This is a genomic window from Streptomyces sp. GL_141, from assembly GCF_057834385.1.
Map to the genome: position 1 here is coordinate 7,989,215 of NZ_CM174402.1, position 23,259 is coordinate 8,012,473.

Sequence of the window (23,259 nt, forward strand, 5' to 3'; positions counted from 1 at the left end):
CTTTCGCGCTTTCGTTTTCCGAACTGGGGGGTTCATGCGTAGATCCAGAGGGCTGGCAGCCGCTCTCACCTTGGCGCTGGCCGGCACCTGCACGGCCATGGGCCTCGGCCTCGTCGAAGAGGCCGCCGCCATCACCCCGCCGGTGGCCTTCACCGCCGACGAACTGCCCACCTGGCAGGCCAACGGCGTCGTCTGGGCCCTCGCCGAGGCGGGCGACCAGGTCTTCGTCGGCGGTACCTTCTCCGCCGTGCGCCCGCCGGACGGCGCCGCCGGAACCGAGCAGGAGGCGGTGAACTTCGCGACGCTCGACGCCGCGACGGGCGCCCCGACCTCCTGCAAGCTGTCCTTCACCGTGGGCTCCGGCACCGCCACCGTCCGCGCGCTCGTCCTCTCGCCGGACAAGGCGACGCTGTACGCGGGCGGCTACTTCGGCGCCGTCAACGGTACCGCGGTCTCCAGCCTCGCCGCGATCGACGTGGCGACCTGCACCGTGAAGACCGGCTTCCGGCCCGCCTTCGCGGCCACCGTCCGGGCCCTCGCCGTCACCGGCGACACCGTGTACGCGGGCGGCGACTTCCTCACCGTCGCCGGCCAGCCCCGCGAGCGGTTCGCCGCCGTGGACGCCGCCGACGGCACGCTGAAGCCGTTCACCGCGAACGCCGACGAGCCGGGCCGGGCCGTAGAGCTCACCCCCGATGGCGAACACGTGCTCCTGGGCGGCGACTTCTTCACCGTGGGCGGTACGAACAGCCACGCCCTCGCCGTCGTCGACGCGACGACCGGCGCCGTCACCAAGGCCTACCCGGGGTTCGTCGAGACCAACTCGGTGGTCAAGGACATCGCCACCGACGCGACCGGCTTCTACACCGCCAACGAGGGAACGGGCGGCGGCGTCTTCGACGGCCGGATCGCCCTGAACCTGAGCGACTTCGGCCAGCGCTGGCGCGACACCTGCCTCGGGGCGACCCAGGCCGTGCTCCCGTACCAGGACGTGCTCTACAGCGCCTCGCACGCCCACGACTGCTCCAGCGTCGGCGAGTTCCCGGACGGCCAGCGCCACCACCTGCTCGCGCAGCCGACCACCTCGACCGGCAAGCTGGGCTGGGCCCCCGACACCAACGACGGCATCGGCGAGGGCATCGGCCCGCGCGTGATGGCGGTCGGTTCCAAGGGTGGCGTCAAGTACCTCTGGGTCGGCGGCGAGTTCACCACCGTCAACGGTGCGGCGCAGCAGAGCCTGACCCGCTTCGCCTCCACCGGGGACACGGGCGCGCCCAGCGTCCCGGTGGCGAGCGCCGTGAGCTTCAAGCCCGGTGAGGTGCAGGTGCGCTGGCGCACCAGCCTCGACCTGGACGACAGCGCGCTCACGTACAAGGTCTACCGGGGCGGTTCGGCCACGCCGATCGCCACGGTCGCCGCGGACTCGCTGTTCTTCCGCCGCCCGCAGGCCTCCTGGACCGACACCACCGTCGTCGCGGGGCAGTCCTACACCTACCGGGTGACCGCCACCGACGCGGCCGGCAACGCCAGCGCCCTGTCGGCGACGGCGAGCGTGACGGTGCCGAACTCGGCCGACGCGTACCCGAGCGCGGTCCGTACGGACGGCGCCCAGCTGTTCTGGCGCTACGACGAGTCGGCCCTGCCCTTCGTCGCGGACTCCTCGGACGGCAACCAGAGCGGTGTGCACCTGAACGCCCCCGCCCTGCGCCGGACCCCGGGTGCGGTCTCGGGCGCGAGCACGGCCATCGGCTTCAACGGCACGGACACCCAGGTGTACGGGGACCGCCGCCAGAACGTCGGCTCCACCTACAGCATCGAGACCTGGTTCAAGACGAACACCACCACGGGCGGCAAGCTCATCGGGTTCGGCAACAACCAGGCCCGCGGCAGCAGTCAGTACGACAAGCACATCTACATGACCAACAATGGCCGGCTCGTCTACGGCGTCTACAGCGGCGGGACCCACACCGTCACGACCGCCGCCGCGTACAACGACAACCAGTGGCACCACGTCGTCGCGACCCAGGGTCCGGGCGGCATGACCCTGTACGTGGACGGGGTCCAGAAGGGCACCCTGGGCTTCACCGCGCACGAGAACTTCGCCGGCTACTGGCACACGGGCGGCGACAGCCTCGGCGGCTGGCCGGACCGTCCGGTCAGCGAGTACTGGGCGGGTCAGCTGGACGAGACCGCCGTGTACCCGACCGTCCTGAGCGCGGCCCAGGTGCAGAACCACCACACCCTGGCCTCCGCCCCGGCCGACTCGGTCGTCGAGGTCCAGGCCGCCGAGGACACGTACGCCAACGCGGGCGCCCCGGGCACCAATTACGGGACGTCCGGCTCGCTCGCGGTACGCGGAACCTCGTTCTACGCGAGCTACCTGCGGTTCAACCTGCCCGCCGCACCCGCCGGCACGGTGCTCAAGTCGGCCACGCTGAGCGTGAAGACCAGCACCATGAGCGGCGCCGGTACGACGGACACGGTCTCCGTGCTCCCGGTCACCGGCTCCTGGACGGAGGCCGGGACCACGTACGCCAACCGTCCGGCCCTCGGCGGCCCGGCGCTCGGCAGCTTCGCGGGCGTCCCGGAGGGGTCGGCCGTCCAGACGACCGGCCTGGACAAGGCCGCCGTCGCCGGGGCGCTCGGCAGCGCGTACGGCCTGGCGCTGAGCAGCGCCGGGACGGACGCACTGTGGCTGTGGTCCTCGGAGGCCGCGGCCAATGAGGGCTCGCCGAAACTGACGCTCACCTTCGGCGCGCCGTAGCCGGAGCGCGTCCCGCGTGCGGCGGCCGGAGCGGTTCCTACGCCCGGCCGCCGTGGTGGACGTGCGCCAGGATCTGCTGGAGCAGGGCCGCGACGTGCGCGTCGTGGAGTTCGTAGACCACGCTGCGCCCGTCGCGACGGCCGGTCACCAGGTCGAGGTGGCGCAGGAGCCGCAGATGGTTCGACACGGTGGGCTGGCCGAGGTCTAGTGCCTCGGCCAGCTCGCCGACCGAGCAGGGGGCGTGCAGCAGGCGGGCCAGGATCCGGATCCGGGCCGGGGAGGCCAGGCCCTGCAGGACCTCGGCCACGGCGGCGGCGTCCGGTTCGGTGAGCGGTTCCGTTTCCATTTCCATGACCGTCACCTTAGATCAAGACATCAGGACGTCTCCAGGTTCACATATTTCAACATGCTGATATGTTGATGTCATGACTGAAGTCGAGAACGTGACCACGGGCGGCGGCGTGACCACCCATCGCCACGGATTCCTCGGCGAGCGCGCGGAGCTGGTCAGCGCCCTGCTCGCCCTCGCCGTCTACCTCACGGGCCTGACCCTCCGGCTCACCGGCTACGGAGGCCCCGTCCCCCAGGCCCTCTTCATCGCGGCGTACGCCTTCGGCGGGTTCTTCACCCTCCGCGAGGCCCTGCTCGCCGTACGCGGCGGCCGCTTCCAGGTCGACTTCCTCATGCTCGTCGCCGCGGCCGGCGCCGCCGCCATCGGGCGCTGGGAGGAGGGCGCCGTCCTGCTCGTCCTGTTCAGCCTCGGCCACGCCCTGGAGGGCTACGCCATGGGCCGGGCCCGCCGCTCCATCGAAGCGCTCGGCGAGCTGGCCCCGCGCACCGCCCTGGTGCGCCGGGGCGCGGGGGCCCCGGTGGAGGTGCCGGTCGAGGAGCTGGCCGTCGGTGACACCGTCCTCGTCCGCCCCCACACCCGCGTCCCGGCCGACGGCATCGTCACCGCCGGCACCAGCAGCGTCGACCAGTCGCCCATCACCGGCGAAAGCGTCCCCGCCGACAAGGTCCCCGCCGCCGACCGGGCCGCCGCCCTCGCCGACCCGGTCGCGGCCGGTCCGCAGAGCCGCGTCTACGCCGGCACGGTCAACGGCTCCGGCGCACTCGACATCGCCGTCACCCGCCGCGCCGGGGAAAACACCCTGGCCAGGGTCGTCAAGCTGGTCCAGGACGCCGAGGAGCGCACCTCGCCGACCCAGCGGTTCACCGAACGGGTCACGAGGTTCTTCGTACCGGGCGTCCTCGTACTCGTCGCCGGGCTGCTCGCCGTCGGCGCGCTCACCGGTGAGCCCTTCGCCGACACCTTCTACCGCGCCATGGCCGTCCTCGTCGCCGCCAGCCCCTGCGCCCTGGCCATCGCCACCCCGGCCGCCGTGCTCAGCGCGGTGGGCCGGGCGGCGCGCGGGGGAGTACTGGTCAAGGGTGGCGCGCCGCTGGAGGAGTTCGGCCGGCTGCGGACCATCGCCTTCGACAAGACCGGCACCCTGACCGAGGGCCGGCCCCGGCTCACCGAGATCGAGCCGGTCCACACCGCCGGGCGCGAGGAGCTGCTGCGCACCGCCGTCGCCGCGCAGCGCCTCAGCGACCACCCCCTCGCGCAGGCCGTGGTCCGCGACGGGGCGGGACTCCTGCCGGTGGCCGCCCTCTCGGTGGCCGCCCCCTCCGAGGCCGGGAACCTGCGCGCCCTCGTCGGCCTCGGGATCGTCGCCGAGCTCGACGGGGAGGCCGTCCACATCGGCAGCCTCGCCTACGCCGACACCCTCGCGGGCCCGCCCGTACCCGCCCGGCTCCGCGACCGCACGGAAGAACTCGCCCGGACCGGCCGCACCACCATGCTGGTCCGCCGGGGCGACCGCTGGCTCGGCACGCTCGGCCTGATGGACGCCCCGCGCCCCGAGGCCGCCGCGGCGGTGGCCGCCCTGCGCCGGCTCGGCGTGCAGCGGACCGTGATGCTGTCCGGCGACGACCAGCGGGTGGCCGACGCGGTGGGCCGCGCGGTCGGCATGGACGAGGTCCGGGGCGGCCTGCTCCCCGAGGACAAGGTCGCCGAGGTGACCCGGCTGCGCCGCACGGCCCGTACGGCGATGATCGGCGACGGCGTGAACGACGCCCCGGCCATGGCCGGCGCCACCGTCGGCGTGGCGATGGGCGCGGCCGGCTCGGCCGTGGCCCTGGAGACGGCGGACATCGCGCTGATGTCCGACGACCTGCGCCGGCTCCCCTTCATCACCGGCCTCAGCCGCCGCGCGAGCCGCGTCATCCGCCAGAACCTCTGGCTGAGCCTCGGCATCGTGGCGGTGCTCGTCCCGGCCACCGCCCTGGGCCTCGGCATCGGCCCCGCGGTCCTGGTCCACGAGGGGTCCACGCTCGTGGTCGTCGCCAACGCGCTGCGCCTGCTGCGCTACGCCGACTGATCCGCGGATCCGGATCCGGATGCGGATGCGGTCGTGGCTTTGGCCGCGGCCGCGTCCGTATCCGTGAACGCGTAGTCGAAGGCGTACTCCGCCGAGGTGTCGCCGTAGCGGTGGGCGAAGGAGCCGGAGCCGCCGAGACCGGTCAGGCCGCCGGTACCCGAGCCGGGGACCACGGTGAAGCGGCAGTGGGTGCCGGTGGCGTCGAAGGTGCCGCGTTCCTCCAGAACGAAGGCGCCTTCGCGGCCGTCGACCGTGCCGGTGACCAGCTCCAGGCCGGTGAAGGTGCCGGTGCTCTCCCCCGTGTAGGCCACGGTGTAGGCGCAGGTGGTCGCGGGGGCGGTGAGGGCGCCGGTGAAGGTGTTGGTGACCGTGGCACGGGCCAGGCGGGGGAAGACGCCTTCCGGGCCGACCGGGTGCTCCTCCCAGTCCTTGAAGGTGAATCCGTTGGCGAGGGGAGTCGTGGTGGGCGTGGGCACAGGGGCCTCCTGGTGCGGGCGGGTTCGGAGTTCGGCGGGCTGTCGGCCCGTCTGCGCACAGTCTGGTCCGCGTACCTGACATCTCCTGTCAGGTATGCCGACAATGAACGCATGCGCGCCGACCGGCTCCTCTCCCTCCTGCTGCTGCTCCAGAACCGCGGCCGGATGACCGCCCCCGACCTCGCCGCCGAGCTGGAGGTCTCCGTCCGTACCGTGTACCGGGACGTCGAGGCGCTCGGCGCCTCCGGGATCCCCGTCCACGCGGACCGCGGCCCGGCCGGCGGCTTCCGCCTCGTCGACGGCTACCGGACCCGGCTCACCGGTCTCACCGACGTCCAGGCCGGCTCGCTGTTCCTCGCCGGAGCCCCCGGCCCCGCCCGGGACCTCGGCCTCGGCGCGGACCTCACCGCCGCCCAGCTGAAACTCGAGGCCGCGCTCCCCGCCGAACTCGCCGACCGGGCCCGCCGGATCCAGCAGCGCTTCCACCTCGACGCGCCCGCCTGGTTCCGGGACGCCGACCCCGTACCGCACCTCGCGCAGATCGCCGAGGCGGTGTGGGAGCAGCGGATCCTGAAGACCCACTACCGCCGCTGGAGCGGAGCCGTCCACCGGGCGCTGTGGCCGCTCGGACTCGTCCTCAAGGGCGGCATCTGGTACTTGGTCGCCCGAGCCGCGGAGGCGGAGGCAGGGACAGGGACAGGGACAGGGACAGGGACAGGGGTGGCGGGAGAGGCCGAGAGGGCCCCGGCTGCCCCCGGGAAGGCCGAGGGAGCCGTGCGGACCTACCGGGTGGGGCGGTTCCTCGCCGTGGACACCCCGGGGGAGCGCTTCGAACGCCCCGAGGGGTTCGAACTCGCCGCGTACTGGGAGGAGTCCGCCCGCCGCCTGGAGGCGGCCACGCGCCGGCAGACCGCGGTCGTACGGCTCTCCCCGCACGCCCGGCGTCTGCTGCCGATGTGGTTCGGAGCGGCCGGTGTCCGCGCCCTCGCCACCGCCGGGCCGCCGGACGCGGAAGGCCGGGTGGACGTGGAACTCGCCGTCGAGTCGGGTTCCGTGGCCGTAGGCGACCTGCTCCGCCTCGGCGCGGAGGCCGAGGTGCTCGGACCGCCGGAGCTGCGCCGGGCCCTCGCGGACGCGGTGACCGAACTGGCCCGGCGCTACGGTGAGATCGGGTGAGAACGGGTGAGAGCCGGCGGGAAACCGGTGGCGCCGCCTCGGCCTGAAGGACCGGGACCCGGCCGGGAGACGGCCTAAGCCGTCTCTTGCGGATCCGCCGGGCCCGCGGTGTTCGGCGCCCCGCGGACCTTGGCCGCCGCCCCGGGGCGGGGGACGTCGTCCACCGCGAGGCAGATGCCGAAGACGCGGTCGTGGCCGGTCCAGCCGTTGACGCGGCCCCGGTTGTTGGAGATCTGGACCCGGCGGCGCGGGGCGTCCACGGCCGTGACGAGGTGCAGGTACACCGTGCCGGACACCCGGGCCAGCACGATGTCGCCGGGTTCGAGAAGGGTGGGGTCGGCCGGCGCGACGCGGACGCGTTGGCGGCTGTGGACGAGCGGGACCATGGACGTGCCGGTGGGCCGGAACTCCACCGTCGCGCCCGCGCGGACACGGTCTGCCTGGACGTCGAGCATTCCCATCGGGCGAGTGTGCCCCGGGGGCGTGCCCGGCGGGTACCGGATTTCGCCGGCGGCCTCAGGGAGCGGGCGGCGGCTCGACCTCCAGGAAACGCCGGCGGCGCGGGCCGCGGTACAGCAGGCAGACCCAGCCGAGCCGTTCGAGCGCGGCCGCGCAGGCCGTGAGGCGTTCCTGCTCCTCCTCGGCCGCGCCGGCGCCCGGCGGGCCGAGCCAGGTCACCTCGACGCGGCCCTCCCCGGACGCGGCGGGGCCCACCCGGTACCCGGTCCGGGTGCGCGGCCCGTCCGGGTCCCGCGGATCCCGCGCCGACGGCGGGATGCCCGCCGCCTCCAGTACGAGGGCCACCGCGCGCGGCATCAGCCGGAGCTCCCACGGGGCGGGAACTCCGGCGCCGGACGGGCCGTTGACGAGCCGGCGGATCTGCAGCAGGCCCTCGTAGGCGGTACGGAGCTCCGCCGCCCGCCCCGCTGCGGAGGGCGGGAGCGCAGGGCCGTCGCCGGTCGCCGGTTCGAAGCCCTGTCCGGGTGCGTTCACGTACGGCCGTCCCCTCGTCCGGTCCGGTCTCGTCCGGTCCGCTTCTGAGTACCTCACACCCAACGGCCTGAGTATCCGGCCCGATTCCCGGAACGGCTCCCGCTGATCGAATGGGGGCATGACCTCCGAGACCGTCACCGGCATCGCGATCGCCACCCCGACCGCCACCGCCACCGCGCCCACCGCGAGCCGCCCGCGGATGCAGCAGCACGTGACCACCGCCGGCTCGGCACTGGCCGTGGCCCTGGTCCCGCTCGTGGTCGGGGTCCTGGTGGCCAAGGGGCTCGCCGCGGACCCGCACGCACCGGTCAACGCCCTGATCACCGGCGGCGGCCAGCGCGCCGGTCTGCCGCGGGCGGAGTGGCGCCGCCGCGGGCACGCCACGATGCGCCGGCTGCGCACGGTCCGGCGCGGAGCCGTGCGCGGAACGGTTCTCGGAACGGTTCGGGGCGCCGTACGGGGTCGCGCCTACGCGCCGGGCGGCCGCTCCGTGACGGGCGGCCGCTCCGTGACGGGCGGCCGCCCGGCGGGGCGCTGAGCCCGCAGCCAGGCCTCGGCGGCCTTCGGGGAGCGCAGCCGCACCACGCGCAGCGGGGCGGACCGTGCGTCCCCGGCCAGCCCGCCGATCTCCGCGCGCCGGGCCCCGTACTGGGACCAGGCCCACCACGCGGGGTGGTCGGCGCGCAGCCACTCGCGCCACCGCTCCCGGTTTCCGCCGAACAGCCGCTCCCGCAGCAGGCTCCGGCGCAGCGAGCGCACCAGGACCCGGCGCATGACGGTGCGGCGCGGCTGGTCCAGCCACACCACGGTGTCGGCCCGCCGCCACAGCAGCTCGCGCGCGGCCTCGGGCCCGTGGGAGTCGAGGATCCACCGGTCGCCGTCCGCGATCCGCGCGAGGTCCGCGACGTAGGACGGGCTGACGGCCCACCCGGGCCCGGAGAAGTGGAGCGCGTCCATCTCGTGGTACGGCAGGGAGAGCAGCCGTCCCAACTCCCGGGCCAGGGTGGACTTGCCGGCTCCGCTGATGCCGACCACGAGTACGCGTTGCATCAGCGGAGCCTAACCGGGGGCGTGGCCCCTCAGGCGCCGAGCGGCTCCTGCAGTTCGGTGACCCACTGGTCCCGGTCCTCCGGGCAGGCCAGCGACACCTCGCGGGCGTAGCCGGAGGAGCGCTCCCCGTTCGCGTCGATCCACTGCGCCAGGGCCTGAGCGGTCGGCAGGACGGAGTCCATCGAACCCCGGTGCACGACCGTCGCCGCCCGCTCGACGGCGGGCAGCACGACGATGCGCACGTCGCCCCCGAGGTCCTCGGCCCGGACGCCGGCGGCCACCGCCACCCCGGCGTGGACCAGGACGGCACCGGGCCGCGACGCGTCGCCGGCGTCCTCGTAGTACGCCACGCCCGGGGCCGTCAGCGTGACGCCGGCGGACTCGACGCGGCTCAGCAGCTCGTCGTAGAGCGGGCCGATGACCGGGCCGATGTCCTGGCCGTCGTAGCTGGCCGCGACCCCGCTCAACTCGGCGAGGCGGACGGGCGGAAGGCTCTTCACGACGATGTCGATGGAAGACATGGTTCCCTCGTTCTCGATGATCCGGAGCCTCGTCTCGACCTGGGTCAGCCGGGCCGCCGCAGCGGCCATGGCCGATTCCAGTTCCGCCTGCCGCAGCCGCAGCATGCCGCGCAGCTCCTCCGCGCCCACCAGCTCGTCGAGTATCGACCCCACCTGTTCCAGGCTGAAGCCGAGCTCTTTGAGCGCGATGACACGGTTGAGGCGGGCGAGCTGCCCGGCCTCGTAGTAGCGGTAGCCGCTGGCGGGGTCGACACGGGCCGGGTGCAGCAGTCCGAGGGCGTCGTAGTGACGCAGCATGCGGACCGATACCCGGCCGTGCTTGGCGAAGTCTCCGATGGTGAACATGACGCCTTCCAGTGCAGGCCCTGACACGGTGTGAGAGTCAAGCGCGCCCACACTATGCGGCCATCGGGCCAGGTCAGCGGTCGGCTTGGCGGTCGCCTCAGCGGTCGCCTCAGCGGTCCGCTTGGCGGATGCAGAGATCGACGATGGAAGGCGGCAGGGCCCCTTCCGCGGCCGCGCACAGCTCGTCCGTACGGGGCGGCGGAGGTACGGGATCCCGTACGGGGCGGTCGGGCCGGGCGGCGGCCTTCTGGGGCGGGTGCGCGCGGCGCGGCGCGGCCGGTTTCGCGCGCCGTTCGGCCGCTGGGCGGGGGGCCTTGGCGGCGCGCCGGGCGGGTTCCGGCGCGGCGCCCCGGGCGGTGCCGGCTCCTGCCGGGAGTTCGCCGAGGGGCAGCGGCTCGGCGGGGATCCCGAGGGCACCGGCTGCGGGGGACGCGTCGTCCGGCCCGCTCGGATCCGGCGCACCGGCGGGCGGTACGGGGCCGCGCGCGGGCACGTCGGACACCCGCGGGCCGCCGACGGACACGCAGCCGGCGCTCGCGAGGAGGGCGACGAGGGAGAGGGGCAGGACCCGGCGTAACTGCATCGGACCACCATGCCGCACGGGCGGGCGGCCGGTTCCCGTGCTCCCGCGCGCGGGTGCGGCGAGGCCGGCCGAGCGGGACGGCCGAGTGGGCCGGGAGGGCGCCGTGGGGGCTGCTGAAACGGTTCGCTGAGCTCAGTGTGAGCGTTTCCGCCGTGTCGGGAGGTTCAGGAGGTTCACCGGCCCGGGAGAACGCCCACGTGGACGGGGGGTGGACCTGGCGGAGAAATCCCGACAAGGTTCGGACGGGAACGACAGTACGGATGCCGGGGGAGGCGCGACCTCCGGTGCTCCGCACGGCCGTGCCGGCTCCCCGGCCCGGCCCCGCCCGAGCGGTGGGAACGCTCCGGGTGGGCCGCCCGCCTGTCCGCCCGCCTGCCCCGTATGGAGTCTCGCCCCATGACCGCAGCACCCGCGCCCGGCAACGAACCGCAGCCCCCGGAGCCGAAGCACCACCTCTCGAGCCCTGCTCCCGTCCCCGTCCCCGTCCCCGCCTCCGCTCCTGTCCCCGTCGCAGGGTGGCGGGGATGGGGGGCCGTAGGGGCGGTGGCGCTCGGGATCTTCTGCCTCATCACCTCCGAGCTGCTACCCGTAGGCCTGCTCACCCCCGTGGGCGCCGATCTCGGTGTGTCCGACGGCACCGCCGGGCTGATGGTGACCGTGCCGGGGCTGATCGCGGGATTCTGCGCGCCCCTCGTGACCGTGGGTGCCGGACGGCTCGACCGGCGGTGGGTGCTGGTCGTGCTGATCGCCCTGATGGCCGTCGCCAACCTGGTCGCGGCCCTCGCGCCGGGCTTCGGGGTGCTGCTGGCCGCGCGGCTGCTCGTAGGGGTCAGCGTCGGCGGGTTCTGGGCCATAGCCGGCGGCCTCGCCGTCCGCCTCGTCCCGGAGCAGCACGTCGGCCGGGCCACCGCGCTCGTCTTCGGCGGAGTCCCCACGGCCTCGGTGCTCGGCGTCCCCGCCGGGACCCTGCTCGGCGAACTCGGCGGCTGGCGCTTCGCCTTCGCGGCGGTGGGCGGGCTCGGACTCCTCACCCTGATCGCGCTGCTCCTGCTGCTCCCGCCGCTGCCGCCGACCCGGAGCATCACCTTCGCCCAGCTCCCGTCCCTGCTCCGGCGCAACCGCGCGGTCCGGGCCGGGGTGGCCGTCACCTTCCTGCTGGTGACGGGGCAGTTCGCCGCGTACACGTTCGTACGGCCCATCCTGCAGGACGTGTCCGGTGTGAACGCCGCCTACGTGAGCACCCTCCTCCTCGGGTACGGAGTGGCGGGCGTGGCCGGCAACTTCCTGGCGGGGGCACGCGACCCGTACCGCACGCTGTTCACGGTCGGGGCCTCCCTCACCGTGATCCTGGCGCTGCTCGCCACGGTGCCCGGAGCGGTCGCGGGGACGGTGCTGCTGCTGGCCTGGGGGCTCGTGTACGGCGGGGTCTCGGTCAGTCTCCAGAGCTGGATGATCAAGGCCGCACCGGACGACGCGGAGGCCGCCTCCTCGCTCATGGTGGCCATGTTCAACCTGGCCATCGCCGCGGGTGCGCTCGCGGGCGGTCTCGCCGTCGACGGGATCTCGGTGCCCGCGGCCCCCTGGGCCGGAGCCGCCCTGATGGCCCTGGCCGCCGTCACCGTCCGGGTCACCTCGGCGTCCCGCACGGCCACGCGGGCCGTCACGGGCGGGGGCGAGGCGTCCGCCTCCGGTGCTCCCGACGCCGGAGGCCTCGCCGACAGCCGCGACGCCTCACCGGCCGACCGGCGATAGAGCGGCAAGGCCGCAGCGGCACACCCTGGAGGAGGAGTTGACCGTTCGCAATCCGGACGGCCGACCTCCTCACCCTGGCAGAGGAACCGCTCCGGGCGGGAGGGTTCCGGTGAAGTGGTCATGCCCAGATGGGGCGGATGGGGTGGATCGGACATCCGGCTTGACCTGGGGCATCTCCTGGAGAAAGAGTGCGCCGGTCGAACACCGCCACCCGGAGCGACCGCGTCCGCGCATCCGGACGTCCGGCGCCACCGCACGAGCCGCACCTCGGAGATCCCTCACATGCCCCTGTCCGCCCGCCCTCCCCTGGCCGCGGCAGCCGTCGGCGGCTTCGGCGCGGGCATGTCCGCACCCCCGGCGATCGGCGGTGGCCTTGTTCCGGCCGCCGGCGCCGGGACGGTCCTGGCCGCCCGGCGGCGCAGGACCTGACCGGCCGGGTACGGGGGACGACACCGCACCGCCGCGCCGTCCCCCGTACCCGCCGCGAGACAACCGTGTCCCCCGACCCTTATGAGAGTGGGATCGTGCCGGAAGACGATCGCTTGCTCGTACGCCCCTACGTGGCCCCCTCGGGCCCGCCGCGCGGCTCCTCGGCGCCCGCCTGGCCCGAGGAGTCCGGGCGGCTCCTCGTACCGACGCGCTTCGGGTCGCCCGCCGGGGAGCCCGCGCCGGCGGAGCGGACCACACCCTCGGCGGCATTGGCGGCATTGGCGGCTTCAGCGCCTTCGGCGGGTTCGGTGGCTGCCGCGGCCTCGGCGGCCGACCAGCGCGGCAGCCGGCTCCCGTTCGTGGGACTCGCCCTCCTCGCACTCGGGGCGGCGGGTGGCCTCGCGTTCCTCCTGCGCGGCCCCGACCGGGAGCCGCCGCGCACCGTGGTCCCGCCGAACCTGTCCGTGCCGGTCCTCCCCGCACGCAGCCCGGGGGCGGGCGAGGAGACCGCGCCGACCGGGGAGCCCTTGAGCCCGCCCTCGCCCGGAGCCCCGTCCGCGACGGCTCCGCCGGCCACGGAACGGCCCCCTTCGGGCCCGTCGCCGAGCACCAGCCGGGACCCGAAGCCCACGGGCCCGACGGGCACGCGCCCGACGCCCGGCGACGGCACCCTGGGCCCGGGGGACCGCGGGGCCGCGGTGCGCACCCTGCAGGAACGGCTCCACGCGCAGGGGTTCACGTACGTCTCCCTCACCGGCGTCTACGACGAGCAGACCCGGCGCGGAGTCCTCCAGCTCCAGCAGAACAGGAGCATCCAGGGCGACCCGCCGGGCGTCTACGGTCCGGCGACCAGCGCGGCCTTCGGCAGCGAAGACTGACGCCGACGGGCCGTCAGCGCCCGCCGGCGACGCGCAGGATCGTACCGGTCGTGTACGCGGCGTCCGCGGACAGCAGCCAGGCGATGGCCGCGGCGACCTCCGCCGGCCGGCCGGCCCGCCCGAGCGGGATCTCGGCGGCCGCGAGCGCCGGGCGGTCGGGGTCGCCCATGGCGGCGTGCATGTCGGTGTCGATGATGCCGGGGGCCACGGCGTTGACCCGGATCCCGTCCGGGCCCAACTCCTTGGAGAGGCCCAGGGTCAAGGTGTCGGTGGCGGCCTTCGTCGCGGCGTAGTGGACGTAGCGGCCGGGGCTGCCCAGGGTGGCGGCCGCGGAGGACACGTTGACGATCGCTCCGCCGCCCGACTCGGCCATGTCCCGGGCGGCCCGGCGGCAGCAGAGCAGGTACCCGAGGAGGTTCACGTCGAGCACACGGCGCAGGTCCTCGACCCGGATGTCGGCGAGCCGGCCCGGAGTGCCGGTCACTCCGGCGTTGTTGACCAGTCCGGTCACGGCGCCGAACTCGGCTCCGGCGATGTCGAAGAGCCGCTCCACGCCGCACTCCTCGGAGGTGTCGCCGCGCACGGTCACACACCGGGCACCGGCCTCCCGCACCCGGTCGGCGGTGGCCTTGGCGGCGGCGTCGTCGTGGAGGTAGCCGAGGACGAGGTCGTGCCCGTCGGCGGCGAGCCGGACGCACGTGGCGGCGCCGATTCCGCGACTGCCTCCGGTGACGATGGTGACCGGACGACGTGACATATGAGCCTCCTGTGTGACGCATTACCCCGTGTCGTGCCCACACCTGGGATCGCCGCAGGCTAACACCGTGACAACCCGCCGGACCAGCGAAAACGATCTCCCGCAGCGCGCTGCCGGAGCCCTGCCGGGGCCCCGCCGGAGCGGGTTTGCGCGTACTGGTTCGGGTTTGGTCTCGGCTTCGCCACTTGGGAGTTCAGCCGCGGTGCGGTTCGCCGGGCCGGCCGCTCGCCGTGCACGCGATCTGCTGTTCCAGGAGGCGGGCGGAGGTCTGACCGGGGTCCGGGAGGGCCGTGAGCGCGGGCGGATACAGTGCCGACATGGACGCAGCGAGCACGGCCACCGGCACCGGCACCGGCGCCGGAACGGCCACCGGCACCGGAACGGCCCCGACCCTGGAGGACGTGGCCCGGGCCGCCGGGGTGTCCCGGGCCACGGTGTCCCGCGTGGTGAACGGGGTCCGCAATGTGGACCCCGCCATCCAGCAGGCGGTCCAGCAGGCCGTCGCCGCGACCGGATACGTACCGAACCGCGCGGCCCGCTCGCTGGTGACCCGGCGCTCGGGTGCGGTCGCACTGGTGGTCTCGGGTGCGGGAGCGGACACCGGCCGGGTGTTCCAGGACCCCTTCTTCGGGCGGGTGGTGAGCGGGGTCGTACGCGCCCTGCGCCCGCGCGGGGTGCATCCCGTGCTGCTGTTCGCCGACGGGGAGGCGGACCGGGCGCAGGTGGTCGCGTACCTCACCCAGGGCGGTGGGGACGGGGCGCTGCTCGTCACCACCGACGGCCGTGACCCGCTGCCCGGCATGCTCGCGCGCGCCGGTCTGCCCGCGGTGCTCTTCGCCCGCCCGGCGCCCGAGGTTCCGCTGGACTGGGTCGACCTGCGCCACCGCGAGGGCGGAGCGCTGGCCGCGCGGCACCTCCTGGCCCGGGGCTGCCGGCGGCTCGTCGCGATCGGCGGCCCGGCGGACGTCCCGGCGAGCCGGGACCGGGTGGCGGGCTTCCGGGAGGCGCTCGCAGGAACGGCGGTACGGGTGGCCGAGGCGGACTTCACGCTGGACGGCGGCGAGCAGGCGATGCGTGCGCTCCTGGCCGAACGCCCGGACCTGGACGGGGTGTTCGCGGCGAATGACCTGATGGCCCAGGGCGCCTGCCTGGTGCTGCGCGAACACGGCCGCCGCATCCCGCAGGACGTGGCGGTGGTCGGCTTCGACGACTCCGGCGCGGCGGTGGCGGCCAGACCCCGCCTGACGACGGTCCGGCAGCCGGTGGAGGAGATGGCGGCGGAGATGGTCCGCCTCCTCCTGGACCGGGTGGCCGGCACGGCCCCGGCAGAGCCGGTCGCGGTGCTCTTCGACCCGGAACTGGTGGTCCGCGACTCGGCGTGAGCGCCGCCGGCCGGCCGGGAATTCGGGTGCGGCGCGGCGGGGACCGGGCGATCATGCCCGCATGGTCGAACTGCCGCGGGACGAAGTGAACAGCCTGTTCGGCAGGGAGGGGAGCCGCATCCTGGAGGGACGGGCCGAGGGGACCGGTCCCGAGGGCTGGCAAGCGCTCCTGGACCTCGCCGCCGAGGACCGCGGCCACCCGCTCATCGGCTTCGACACCGTCCACGATCGCGAGCTGGTGCGTCCCAACGACCAGCCACTGGTCCGCAGGCCGTAGAGGCAGATGCGACCATTCTTGGAGCCGCGCCAGACGGTGGCCGGGGGTTCACTGGAGGGGATTCGGCAGGCGGAGGGGTCAGGACACGTTGGCGCGGACGCTGTCCCCGATCAGTCCGTCGGTGTACGTCACCGTCTTCGCCGTGAAAACGCCCTTGCCGGTGATCGTGCCGGTGATGTTCTCGCCCGGCGCCAGCTCGACGGTGTCGATCTGGTTCTCATCGGCGGCGAGTTCGGCCACATGCTTGGTGCCGTTGGTATCCGTGATCGTGAAGTACAGCGGGTTCACGTTGATCGCCTTCGAGCTGTTGTTGGTGACCGTCACCGACAGGCTCGTGTAGTTGCTGCTGTCCGCGAGGATGCTCTTCTCGAACTTCGTGTTCTTCGCGACCACGACGACCGCGGACTTCTTCTCCGGCTGAGCCGACGGCGCGGCGTCCGGAGCCTTCGCCGGCGCGGATGACACGACCGGGGCCGGCGCCCCGGAGGCGGCCCCCTTCGATGCCTTCGGGCTGCTCTCGCCTCCGAGTAGCGCCCCGACTATGCCGAGAACCACGACGAGGCCGACGATGCCGAGGCATGAGAACCCGACGATCTTTCCGACGCTGCTCTTCTGGGGCTGCTGGGGAGGGGGCGGGTAACCCCAGCCCGGCTGCTGAGGCGGGCCGGACTGCGGGTACCCGTATCCCGGCTGCTGAGGCGGTCCGGGCTGCGGGTACCCATATCCGGGCGGGGGCTGCTGGCCAGGTTGCTGACCGGACGGCGGGAACTGGTTGGACATGCGGAACCCCCACAGGACTGGTGCGAATCAGGTCACCGTATGGGCACATGGGTGCGCATGGGGGGCGGTATCCGAACTGTGACACTCGCAGCTTGGCCACCGGCATCACCCACGTGTGCCGGGGCGCGCCCCCCAGGGGAGTGCGGGGGATGCGGCCGGCCCGTCCTGATGGAGTGTGACCTGCGCCCCCTATCCGCGGGTTGGCCCGCTGTCACGACTGCGGTACGTGGGCGCGCCCGGGCGCGGAATGCCCCAAGTGCGCGCAAGCCCCGTTGGACCGCCACCACGTCCTGCGGAACGGCAAGGTAGACCCGCCCGCTGACAGCGCCGGGCACACATCGCGGGCAGGCCGCAGCCCCCTAGGGTGACCGGCGCTGAGGCGGAGGTATTGCGCGCAGCAGGTCCCACAGGGGGCGGGAGCCGGCGGCCCACTCGGCGAGCATCCTGCGGTCCACCAGGTGCAGGCGCTGGTCCTTGGCGAAGTCCACGGCATTGCTCGTGATCCGGCCGTTGGTCAGCATGACCAGGACGTCGCCGTTGTGGACCTGGCGACCGGTGCCGTTGAGGACGTGGAGATCGGGGGTGCCGACGGGCTTCCCGGACCAGCCCGCCTTGCGGTGTTTGCACTGGATGACCCAGCGCCGCCCGTACGGATCGGTCGCCTTCACGTCCGCTCCGTTGTCGCCGCGGCCGCCGACCTGCTGGGCGTCCGCGCATCCGTCCCGGTGCATGAGATCGCGCACCGCGAACTCGAACTGCGTGTGGTGCAGACGGTCCAGCTGCTCCACCGCGTAGCGAAGGCCCTGCGCGCGAACCTGTTCCCAGCGGGCTGCTTCCTTGCGACGCCACATCCAGGCCCCGCCCGCCCCGGCCGCTGCCAGGACGGTGAGGACCACGACCCAGGGATGCTCGGCCAGCCGACGCAGTGCCGCGGCCGCCAGGCTGAGTACGACCGTGGCCGCGAAGGCAGCCAGGAGTATGTGTTCCCTGTGCTGGTTCTTCCGCCGCCTGGAACGCCGTACCGGACGCCGCCGCGCACTCACCGGCCCCTCCGGGCGGGCGAGGAGTCCGCCGTAGGCTGCGTCAGCCGTGCGCGAAGGGAGTCGGCCGAGGTCACTGGCACGCCTGGGAGACACCGTTGACGAGCTGGCCGAGGAAGCCGGCCGGCGATGCCCTGGCTCAGGTCGGTGGGGGCGAGCATGGTGCCCAGCGCCAGCACGATGATCACAGCCCCCCTGTCAGAACCGGGGCAGCGGACGACGACCCCTGGCTTCCTGTGTAGCGGGAGGTCAGCGACGAGGTGACTGGATTGCCGGGGATTGGCGGCAATACGGTGCGATGGCCGAATAGGGCGGGCTACGCGTTCGAAGGCACTGTCCTACGGGTGGTAGAGCTTCTCGGCGCGGGCCGCGTCGACGGGCTCTTCCTGGTGCACGTGCAGGAAGTGGTCCAGTTGCCACGCCTGTGCCCTGCCGGCTTGCCGGTTGGTGACGTGAACCCAGGGTGGGTAGACGCGGAAGCCCCGTTTCCCGGCGGAGCCGTCCGCCGACACGACACCGTGCCGGAGGAGCGCCTCCATGGGGAAGACGAACTGGCCGAAGTGGTGATCGACGCGACTGCTGATGACGAACAGGTCGATGGGGTCCGTCGCGGCGAAGGGCTCGATGGGCCCGGCCGGGGACCTCTTCCAGACGGTGACGAATTGGCCGGCCTTGGTGGGGGTCGTCTTGGCGGCACGGAACCGGATGGCGAGTCCGTCCAGGGTGAACGCGTGGGCGGCGTACTCGGCACTCTCCGCTTCGGGGACGGGCTGAGAGCAGGTGAACCCGCAGGGGTCGTAGACAAGTTCCTTCGACGCAAGGAGATCGCCGTGGGCCTGGGTGGTGTCCGACCACGGTGCGAGGACGGGGGAGAGGTGCGAGGCGTGCTTGCGGGTCGTCGGCATTCGTTCACCCTGTCACGGGTGCTTGGACCGGGTCGTCGCAGGATCAGGATCAGGATCAGGGGCAGGTACCGGTACCCCCCGGCGTCAGCGTGCGGCGAGGCCGGGGAGGGCGGGCTCGGTCAGGTGTGAGCCGTCTCGGTGTAGGTGTCGCTGGTCGTGAGGTGGAACGGGATCGTGGTGTCCCTGCGGAGGGCGCTCAGCAGTCGAAGGCGGACCAGCAGATGGCGTTGCGCAGGCGCTGGTCGTCGAGGACGAGTTCGCGGATCGACTCCGGGAGCTGGGCGCGCTGCCACCGGCACTCCCGGCGTCCCGCCGCCTCGGCCTCGCCCTCCGGCGCTGCGGCGCGTGCGGCCTTGATCGCGTAGGCGGCCGCGCCGAGTTCGTGCGCTGCGACGTGGGCGACGGCGCCGGCCTGGCCCGCGGCGTACGCCGCGTGGCGGGCTGCCCCGCGCAGGTCTCTGGCCGCGCCCATCGCATGGCCGCCCGCCGCGCGTGATGCGGTCATCGTGACCTCGCCGCGCACCCACGCGCGGGCGTGCTCGATCGCCTGGCGCGGCCGCGGGTCCTCGGGTCGAGCCGACTCGAACAGGCCGAGCACGTGTTCCGCGCAGGATGCCGCCCACAGGGCGAGGAGGTGATGGTCCGGGTCGGTGAGGGTCCCGCCCCGGCGGATCGTCACGAATCGGGGGTCCCGGATCTTCGGGAGGATCATGGGGCGCTCCGCTCCGCTCTTCGGCCGGGTGGGGCAGTCAGAGTAGCGCCGGGGAAGGGCGCTGAGCGCCCCGTATCCCCTCCGCCTTGCCCGCTACCCCCCGACGGCCGGTGAGCCGCCTCGGGTCTGGAGCGAGGTCTGCCAGCCCGGAGCCTCCGCCGCGGGCTCCGGCGGCGTGCGCCGGCCGCCCGTGGCGAAGAAGGCGGCCAGCGGGAGGGTGGCCGCGCCCACCGTGACCGCGTCCGGGCCCAGGGAGCCCATGTCGATGGTGACCCGGGCGGCCGGATGGCGCAGTGAGTAGCGCATCGCGTGGTCCCGTACCGCCGGGAGGATGTGCGGGCCCAGCATCAGGCCCGCCCAGCCGCCGATCAGGATCCGCTCCGGCTGGAAGAGGTTGATCACGTCCGACAGGCCCGCACCCAGGTACTCCGCGGTCTCCTCGAGGAGGTCCAGCGCGACCTTGTCCCCGCCGCCGGCCGCCGCCAGCAGTGCGGCCAGGGCATCCTCCTCGTCGCCGCCGATCGCGTCCCCGGCCGCCGGGTTCTCGGCCGCCGGGTCCCCGCCGCCCCGCTCCGCCCACCGCGCCAGGAGCGATTCCGCCCCCGTGTACGCCTCCAGGCAGCCCAGCGCCCCGCAGCGGCAGCGCCGCCCGCGGACCTGCACCGTGAGGTGGCCCCACTCCAGCGGCGCGCTCCCGGTGCCGGCGCCGTCCGGGGAGCCGTCGGTGATCAGGCTCGCTCCGACGCCGGAGCCGAAGAGCACGACCACCGCGTCCCGGGCCCCGCGTCCCGCGCCGAACCACATCTCCGCCTGGCCGAGCGTGCGGGCCCCGTTGTCGATGATGTACGGGACCTCGGGCGGTACGGCTCCCGTCGCGCGCAGCAGCGCCTCCAGCGGGACGGCGTCCCAGCCGATGGTCTGCCCGTGGACGACGGTTCCGCCCGGCGCGTCGCGCTCGACGATGCCGGGTACGCCGATGCCGACCCCCAGGAGCCGGTCCGCCCCGACCCCGGCCCGCTCCAGGACGGTGGCGATCCCGCTCCGTACGTGGTCGACGATCGGGCCGACGTCGTAGCAGCCGCGCGGCTGCAACGGCAGCTCGGTGCGCGCCAGTTCGGTGAGGGTCAGGTCGAACAGCTCGACCCTGACCCGGGTTTCGCCGACGTCGATGCCGATCATGTGCGCACTGCCGGGCGCCACGCGCAGCAGCGTACGCGGGCGGCCGCCGTCCGAGTCGACGACGCCGGCCTCCTCCAGCAGTCCGTCCGCCACGAGTTCGCCGACCACGTTGCTGACGGATCCCGAGCTCAGCCCGGTCGCGGGTCCCAGTTCCTGCCGGCTCAGGGGCCCTCCGAAGTACAACTGCTGCAGCACGGCGCTGCGGTTGCCCGTTCGCAGGTCCCGCACCGTACGTCCACTGCGCCCCGTTGTCATATGACTCCTTCCGCCCCTGACATCGATCGCAACATACCGTGCGGAACCTCCGGGCGCGATCCTTCGCCGCCACTTAATTCACGCCCTGAATTAATCGGCCCCGCAGAAAGGGCCCGAACCGCGACCCCTTCGCGCGCAGCCGCGCCGCCGCGCCGCGCCCGGCCCTCCTCCCGGGGTGGGCGCGGCTCTTCGTGGTGGGATGGTGGGCGGGGGCAGGTGAACGGCTCACGGAGAGGCGAGAGGTATGTCCGAGGACCAAGAGGGCACCATGCGGGCGATGACGTACGACACGTACGGCGGAGTGGAGGTGCTCTCCGAGACCCGGATCCCGGTACCCAAGGTCGGACCCGGCGAGGTCCTCGTCCGCGTCCGGTGCGCCTCCGTCAACCCCGTCGACTGGAAGATCATGTCGGGCGGTCTCGACGGCCTGATGGACGTCGTGTACCCCGTCGTCCCCGGCTGGGACGTGGCCGGGACGGTCGAGTACGTGGGCATCGACACCCCCGAGTTCACCACCGGCGACGAGGTCGTCGCCTACGCCCGCAAGGACTACGTCCACGGCGGAACCTTCGCCGAGTTCGTCACCGTGCCCGTACGGGCCCTCGCGCCCAAGCCCGCCTCCCTGACCTGGCAGCAGGCCGCGGGGCTGCCGCTGGCCGGCCTCACCGCGTACCAGCTGCTGACGCGCCTGGACACCGGCAAGGAGGACACCGTCCTGGTGCACGGAGCCGCGGGCGGCGTCGGGTCCCTGGGCGTGCAGATCGCCCGGGCGCTCGGGGCCCGCGTCATCGGCACCGCCTCCGCGCGCAACCACGACCGGCTGCGCGAGCTGGGCTGCGAACCCGTCGAGTACGGTGACGGCCTCGCGGAGCGGGTCCGCGCCCTCGCGCCCGACGGGGTCACCGTCGTCGCCGACTTCGTCGGGGGAGTCCTCGACACCACCCTGGCGGTACTGGCCGAAGGCGGCCGGCACGCCTCCATCGCCGACCACACCGTGCTCGGCGCCGGCGGCCAGTGGATGTGGGTACGGCCCGCCGGCGCCGACCTCGCCGAGCTGGGCCGGCTGGCCGACGCCGGGCAGCTCACCGTCACCGTCGCCGAGACCTTCCCGCTCGCGGAACTGGCCGCCGCCTTCGAACTCAGCCGGGAGGGACACGCCGCCGGGAAGATCGTCCTGGAGGTCTGACCCCGGCAGCGCAGGTGCCGCGCAGTCATCGCGCGTGTCGTAGGCGCCGCTGGGCTTCCGAATGTGCGACCGCGCGCCGCCCGGGTTGGTTTCGGGCGGCGCGCGGAGCGTACGGGAGCGTCGTGCCGGGGATCAGGCGTAGACGCCGAAGCGGAGCGGGGAGTAGCCGTAGCCGGTGCCCCGTTGCCCCCGGATCCGCCTGGAGCCCCTGGAGCAGGCGCCCCTACGGGAGGCGGCCGTCGGGGCCCAGCACGGTGCCGGCCTCCGGGTGGAACTGGTCGTAGCCGCGGTTGTTGCACTGCAGCCCGCCCTTGATGCAGTGCTCGACCATGGCGTTCAGGGTGCGCTCGTCCCACGCGTTGAAGAAGTCGTAGTGGAAGGAGTGGCCGGACCCGCTGGACAGCCTGACCTGGGACATGTCCCCGCTGACCGGGAAGGCCATCTTGAACTCGACCATCGGGACCGCGACCGGGTGCGAGGTGGGGCAGACGTTGTCGTTGTTGCCGGGCTTCGTCACCGGGTAGGCCATGTGCGCCTTGTGGTCCGGGACGTCGAGGTTCTTGCCGTCCCAGCAACTGGGCGACTGCATGCGGATGTTGAGCTGGGTTCCGGCGGGGCAGTTGGCCGGGAACTCGGTGTTCTTGAAGCTGTCACCGCACTCCCAGCCCTCGACCCAGCCCTTGTGGGCGCGGAACTCGGCCGCGGTCTGCGTCGGGCTGCCGACGAGGAAGCGCAGGCCCTTGGGGAAGGGGCGCACGCTCGTGTAGTCGGTGACCCCGGTCTTGTAGTAGATGACCTGGGGGCCGGCGGGCAGGATCTTCTGGCTGCCGTTGAGGAGCGTCGGCATCCAGTAGCCGGACAGGTCGCCCAGTGCGGTGCAGGCCGTGCTGCCGGCGCTCAGGGAGGCGGTGGTGCTGTTGCCGTCCGTACCGGTGTTGCCCATGAAGGTGTGGTCGTGCGAGGCGCCGGGCCGGCCCGCGTACACGATCGGGTCGTCGGGTGCGGTCTTGGTGACCGAGCAGTTGGCCTGGAACTCGTGGAAGTAGCGGTCCGGCGGGTTGTTCCAGGACGGGGTCACGCCGGTGACCTGCGGAACGGCCGGGATGTAGCCGTCGCCGTCGGGGTCGTCGCCCCCGGCGACCGCCGCCACGGCGGAGTGGTCCATGTTCATGTGGACGGCCCCGGAATCGGGCGAGGCCTGTGCGGTGAGCGTGGTGGCGCCGAGTCCGGCGGCCGCGGTCACGGCGATGGCCGCCGAGACCAGGAGGGCGGACAGGGTCCGCGGTCGGAGATGCATCGTTCGTTCAGCTCCTCTTTTGGATGGAGGGGAGGGGGGAGAGGGGGCGCGGGGTTGGGAGAGCGCTCTCTCGGTTGCCCCGGAAAACGCGGGGCGGCC

General features: G+C 73.7%; 25 protein-coding genes. 10 read left to right on the forward strand and 15 right to left on the reverse strand.

What is annotated here, in order from left to right; all coding sequences use genetic code 11:
• Positions 1-34 precede the first annotated feature (34 nt).
• Complete coding sequence (locus tag AC3IX6_RS35625; RefSeq protein ID WP_489367398.1) at positions 35-2,764, forward strand: DNRLRE domain-containing protein; 2,730 nt, start codon at positions 35-37, stop codon at positions 2,762-2,764.
• 37 nt (positions 2,765-2,801) lie between these two features.
• Here AC3IX6_RS35625 and AC3IX6_RS35630 read toward each other — a convergent pair whose 3' ends face one another.
• Positions 2,802-3,116: an ArsR/SmtB family transcription factor gene (locus tag AC3IX6_RS35630; protein ID WP_489367400.1), complete on the reverse strand. Its 315-nt coding sequence runs from the start codon at positions 3,114-3,116 to the stop codon at positions 2,802-2,804.
• Positions 3,117-3,189: 73 nt separating this feature from the next.
• Here AC3IX6_RS35630 and AC3IX6_RS35635 point away from each other — a divergent pair, with 73 nt between their 5' ends.
• Positions 3,190-5,187, forward strand: a complete 1,998-nt coding sequence (locus tag AC3IX6_RS35635; RefSeq protein ID WP_489367401.1) for a heavy metal translocating P-type ATPase — start codon at positions 3,190-3,192, stop codon at positions 5,185-5,187.
• Here AC3IX6_RS35635 and AC3IX6_RS35640 read toward each other — a convergent pair.
• Entirely contained in the window at positions 5,175-5,663 is a 489-nt protein-coding gene (locus AC3IX6_RS35640) for a DUF3224 domain-containing protein (RefSeq protein WP_489367402.1), read from the reverse strand. The two genes, AC3IX6_RS35635 and AC3IX6_RS35640, sit on opposite strands and share 13 nt — an antisense overlap.
• A 111-nt stretch (positions 5,664-5,774) precedes the next feature.
• Here AC3IX6_RS35640 and AC3IX6_RS35645 point away from each other — a divergent pair, with 111 nt between their 5' ends.
• Positions 5,775-6,839 (forward strand): helix-turn-helix transcriptional regulator, encoded by a 1,065-nt coding sequence (locus AC3IX6_RS35645; RefSeq protein ID WP_489367403.1) that lies wholly within the window; start codon positions 5,775-5,777, stop codon positions 6,837-6,839.
• Positions 6,840-6,913: 74 nt separating this feature from the next.
• Here the strand turns inward: AC3IX6_RS35645 and AC3IX6_RS35650 are convergent, their stop codons facing one another.
• Both AC3IX6_RS35650 and AC3IX6_RS35655 read right to left on the reverse strand, forming a co-directional pair.
• Complete coding sequence (locus tag AC3IX6_RS35650) at positions 6,914-7,300, reverse strand: S26 family signal peptidase (RefSeq protein ID WP_489367404.1); 387 nt, start codon at positions 7,298-7,300, stop codon at positions 6,914-6,916.
• Between the two features lie 55 nt (positions 7,301-7,355).
• The gene (locus tag AC3IX6_RS35655; RefSeq protein WP_489367405.1) at positions 7,356-7,832 is read right to left on the reverse strand and encodes a hypothetical protein; all 477 of its coding nucleotides are present in this window, start codon (positions 7,830-7,832) and stop codon (positions 7,356-7,358) included.
• A 118-nt stretch (positions 7,833-7,950) separates the two neighbouring features.
• Here AC3IX6_RS35655 and AC3IX6_RS35660 point away from each other — a divergent pair, with 118 nt between their 5' ends.
• A complete protein-coding gene (locus AC3IX6_RS35660; protein WP_489367406.1) occupies positions 7,951-8,370 on the forward strand; it encodes a hypothetical protein in 420 nt (139 codons plus the stop codon).
• Here AC3IX6_RS35660 and AC3IX6_RS35665 read toward each other — a convergent pair.
• From AC3IX6_RS35665 to AC3IX6_RS35675, 3 genes are all read right to left on the reverse strand, one after another.
• Positions 8,301-8,882: a P-loop NTPase family protein gene (locus AC3IX6_RS35665; RefSeq protein ID WP_489367407.1), complete on the reverse strand. Its 582-nt coding sequence runs from the start codon at positions 8,880-8,882 to the stop codon at positions 8,301-8,303. The genes AC3IX6_RS35660 and AC3IX6_RS35665 overlap by 70 nt on opposite strands.
• Positions 8,883-8,911: 29 nt before the next feature.
• Complete coding sequence (locus tag AC3IX6_RS35670) at positions 8,912-9,748, reverse strand: MerR family transcriptional regulator (protein WP_489367408.1); 837 nt, start codon at positions 9,746-9,748, stop codon at positions 8,912-8,914.
• A gap of 109 nt (positions 9,749-9,857) precedes the next feature.
• Entirely contained in the window at positions 9,858-10,331 is a 474-nt protein-coding gene (locus tag AC3IX6_RS35675; protein ID WP_489367409.1) for a hypothetical protein, read from the reverse strand.
• 396 nt (positions 10,332-10,727) lie between these two features.
• Here AC3IX6_RS35675 and AC3IX6_RS35680 point away from each other — a divergent pair, with 396 nt between their 5' ends.
• The 3 genes from AC3IX6_RS35680 to AC3IX6_RS35690 all read left to right on the forward strand — a co-directional run bounded on the left by AC3IX6_RS35680 (position 10,728) and on the right by AC3IX6_RS35690 (position 13,390).
• On the forward strand, positions 10,728-12,083 hold the full coding sequence (locus AC3IX6_RS35680; RefSeq protein ID WP_489367410.1) for an MFS transporter: 1,356 nt from the start codon (positions 10,728-10,730) through the stop codon (positions 12,081-12,083).
• A 282-nt stretch (positions 12,084-12,365) separates the two neighbouring features.
• Positions 12,366-12,512 (forward strand): hypothetical protein, encoded by a 147-nt coding sequence (locus tag AC3IX6_RS35685; protein WP_489367411.1) that lies wholly within the window; start codon positions 12,366-12,368, stop codon positions 12,510-12,512.
• 95 nt (positions 12,513-12,607) lie between these two features.
• Positions 12,608-13,390, forward strand: coding sequence for a peptidoglycan-binding domain-containing protein (locus tag AC3IX6_RS35690; RefSeq protein ID WP_489367412.1), 783 nt, complete (start codon positions 12,608-12,610; stop codon positions 13,388-13,390).
• 13 nt (positions 13,391-13,403) lie between these two features.
• Here AC3IX6_RS35690 and AC3IX6_RS35695 read toward each other — a convergent pair whose 3' ends face one another.
• Positions 13,404-14,147: an SDR family NAD(P)-dependent oxidoreductase gene (locus tag AC3IX6_RS35695; protein WP_489367413.1), complete on the reverse strand. Its 744-nt coding sequence runs from the start codon at positions 14,145-14,147 to the stop codon at positions 13,404-13,406.
• A gap of 193 nt (positions 14,148-14,340) precedes the next feature.
• The gene (locus tag AC3IX6_RS35700; RefSeq protein ID WP_489367414.1) at positions 14,341-14,466 is read right to left on the reverse strand and encodes a hypothetical protein; all 126 of its coding nucleotides are present in this window, start codon (positions 14,464-14,466) and stop codon (positions 14,341-14,343) included.
• Here AC3IX6_RS35700 and AC3IX6_RS35705 point away from each other — a divergent pair.
• Both AC3IX6_RS35705 and AC3IX6_RS35710 read left to right on the forward strand, forming a co-directional pair.
• A complete protein-coding gene (locus tag AC3IX6_RS35705) occupies positions 14,465-15,529 on the forward strand; it encodes a LacI family DNA-binding transcriptional regulator (protein ID WP_489367415.1) in 1,065 nt (354 codons plus the stop codon). The two genes, AC3IX6_RS35700 and AC3IX6_RS35705, sit on opposite strands and share 2 nt — an antisense overlap.
• 61 nt (positions 15,530-15,590) lie before the next feature.
• A complete protein-coding gene (locus AC3IX6_RS35710; RefSeq protein WP_489367416.1) occupies positions 15,591-15,806 on the forward strand; it encodes a hypothetical protein in 216 nt (71 codons plus the stop codon).
• Between the two features lie 78 nt (positions 15,807-15,884).
• Here the strand turns inward: AC3IX6_RS35710 and AC3IX6_RS35715 are convergent, their stop codons facing one another.
• The 5 genes from AC3IX6_RS35715 to AC3IX6_RS35735 form a co-directional block, all read right to left on the reverse strand.
• Entirely contained in the window at positions 15,885-16,271 is a 387-nt protein-coding gene (locus AC3IX6_RS35715; protein WP_489367417.1) for a DUF4352 domain-containing protein, read from the reverse strand.
• Positions 16,272-16,945: 674 nt separating this feature from the next.
• The gene (locus AC3IX6_RS35720) at positions 16,946-17,629 is read right to left on the reverse strand and encodes a restriction endonuclease (protein WP_489367418.1); all 684 of its coding nucleotides are present in this window, start codon (positions 17,627-17,629) and stop codon (positions 16,946-16,948) included.
• A 335-nt stretch (positions 17,630-17,964) separates the two neighbouring features.
• Complete coding sequence (locus AC3IX6_RS35725) at positions 17,965-18,531, reverse strand: MepB family protein (RefSeq protein ID WP_489367419.1); 567 nt, start codon at positions 18,529-18,531, stop codon at positions 17,965-17,967.
• Between the two features lie 196 nt (positions 18,532-18,727).
• Positions 18,728-19,243, reverse strand: coding sequence for a putative immunity protein (locus AC3IX6_RS35730; RefSeq protein WP_489367421.1), 516 nt, complete (start codon positions 19,241-19,243; stop codon positions 18,728-18,730).
• A 93-nt stretch (positions 19,244-19,336) separates the two neighbouring features.
• Positions 19,337-20,677, reverse strand: coding sequence for an ROK family transcriptional regulator (locus tag AC3IX6_RS35735; protein WP_489367423.1), 1,341 nt, complete (start codon positions 20,675-20,677; stop codon positions 19,337-19,339).
• A 268-nt stretch (positions 20,678-20,945) separates the two neighbouring features.
• Here AC3IX6_RS35735 and AC3IX6_RS35740 point away from each other — a divergent pair, with 268 nt between their 5' ends.
• Entirely contained in the window at positions 20,946-21,863 is a 918-nt protein-coding gene (locus tag AC3IX6_RS35740) for an NADP-dependent oxidoreductase (protein WP_489371659.1), read from the forward strand.
• A 223-nt stretch (positions 21,864-22,086) separates the two neighbouring features.
• On the opposite strand, the gene AC3IX6_RS35745 is transcribed toward AC3IX6_RS35740, so the two are convergent.
• Entirely contained in the window at positions 22,087-23,160 is a 1,074-nt protein-coding gene (locus tag AC3IX6_RS35745; protein ID WP_489367424.1) for a DUF1996 domain-containing protein, read from the reverse strand.
• Positions 23,161-23,259: the final 99 nt, after the last annotated feature.

What these genes read in the sequence shown, in the direction of transcription:
- AC3IX6_RS35725 (WP_489367419.1), bottom strand. Translation starts at nt 18,531, where the DNA reads ATGCCGACGACCCGCAAGCACGCCTCGCACCTCTCCCCCGTCCTCGCA.
- AC3IX6_RS35665 (WP_489367407.1), bottom strand. Translation starts at nt 8,882, where the DNA reads ATGCAACGCGTACTCGTGGTCGGCATCAGCGGAGCCGGCAAGTCCACC.
- AC3IX6_RS35705 (WP_489367415.1), top strand. Translation starts at nt 14,465, where the DNA reads ATGGACGCAGCGAGCACGGCCACCGGCACCGGCACCGGCGCCGGAACG.
- AC3IX6_RS35670 (WP_489367408.1), bottom strand. Translation starts at nt 9,748, where the DNA reads ATGTTCACCATCGGAGACTTCGCCAAGCACGGCCGGGTATCGGTCCGC.
- AC3IX6_RS35625 (WP_489367398.1), top strand. Translation starts at nt 35, where the DNA reads ATGCGTAGATCCAGAGGGCTGGCAGCCGCTCTCACCTTGGCGCTGGCC.
- AC3IX6_RS35645 (WP_489367403.1), top strand. Translation starts at nt 5,775, where the DNA reads ATGCGCGCCGACCGGCTCCTCTCCCTCCTGCTGCTGCTCCAGAACCGC.
- AC3IX6_RS35650 (WP_489367404.1), bottom strand. Translation starts at nt 7,300, where the DNA reads ATGGGAATGCTCGACGTCCAGGCAGACCGTGTCCGCGCGGGCGCGACG.
- AC3IX6_RS35685 (WP_489367411.1), top strand. Translation starts at nt 12,366, where the DNA reads ATGCCCCTGTCCGCCCGCCCTCCCCTGGCCGCGGCAGCCGTCGGCGGC.
- AC3IX6_RS35630 (WP_489367400.1), bottom strand. Translation starts at nt 3,116, where the DNA reads ATGGAAATGGAAACGGAACCGCTCACCGAACCGGACGCCGCCGCCGTG.
- AC3IX6_RS35660 (WP_489367406.1), top strand. Translation starts at nt 7,951, where the DNA reads ATGACCTCCGAGACCGTCACCGGCATCGCGATCGCCACCCCGACCGCC.
- AC3IX6_RS35635 (WP_489367401.1), top strand. Translation starts at nt 3,190, where the DNA reads ATGACTGAAGTCGAGAACGTGACCACGGGCGGCGGCGTGACCACCCAT.
- AC3IX6_RS35730 (WP_489367421.1), bottom strand. Translation starts at nt 19,243, where the DNA reads ATGATCCTCCCGAAGATCCGGGACCCCCGATTCGTGACGATCCGCCGG.
- AC3IX6_RS35710 (WP_489367416.1), top strand. Translation starts at nt 15,591, where the DNA reads ATGGTCGAACTGCCGCGGGACGAAGTGAACAGCCTGTTCGGCAGGGAG.
- AC3IX6_RS35700 (WP_489367414.1), bottom strand. Translation starts at nt 14,466, where the DNA reads ATGTCGGCACTGTATCCGCCCGCGCTCACGGCCCTCCCGGACCCCGGT.
- AC3IX6_RS35745 (WP_489367424.1), bottom strand. Translation starts at nt 23,160, where the DNA reads ATGCATCTCCGACCGCGGACCCTGTCCGCCCTCCTGGTCTCGGCGGCC.
- AC3IX6_RS35680 (WP_489367410.1), top strand. Translation starts at nt 10,728, where the DNA reads ATGACCGCAGCACCCGCGCCCGGCAACGAACCGCAGCCCCCGGAGCCG.
- AC3IX6_RS35675 (WP_489367409.1), bottom strand. Translation starts at nt 10,331, where the DNA reads ATGCAGTTACGCCGGGTCCTGCCCCTCTCCCTCGTCGCCCTCCTCGCG.
- AC3IX6_RS35695 (WP_489367413.1), bottom strand. Translation starts at nt 14,147, where the DNA reads ATGTCACGTCGTCCGGTCACCATCGTCACCGGAGGCAGTCGCGGAATC.
- AC3IX6_RS35740 (WP_489371659.1), top strand. Translation starts at nt 20,946, where the DNA reads ATGCGGGCGATGACGTACGACACGTACGGCGGAGTGGAGGTGCTCTCC.
- AC3IX6_RS35735 (WP_489367423.1), bottom strand. Translation starts at nt 20,677, where the DNA reads ATGACAACGGGGCGCAGTGGACGTACGGTGCGGGACCTGCGAACGGGC.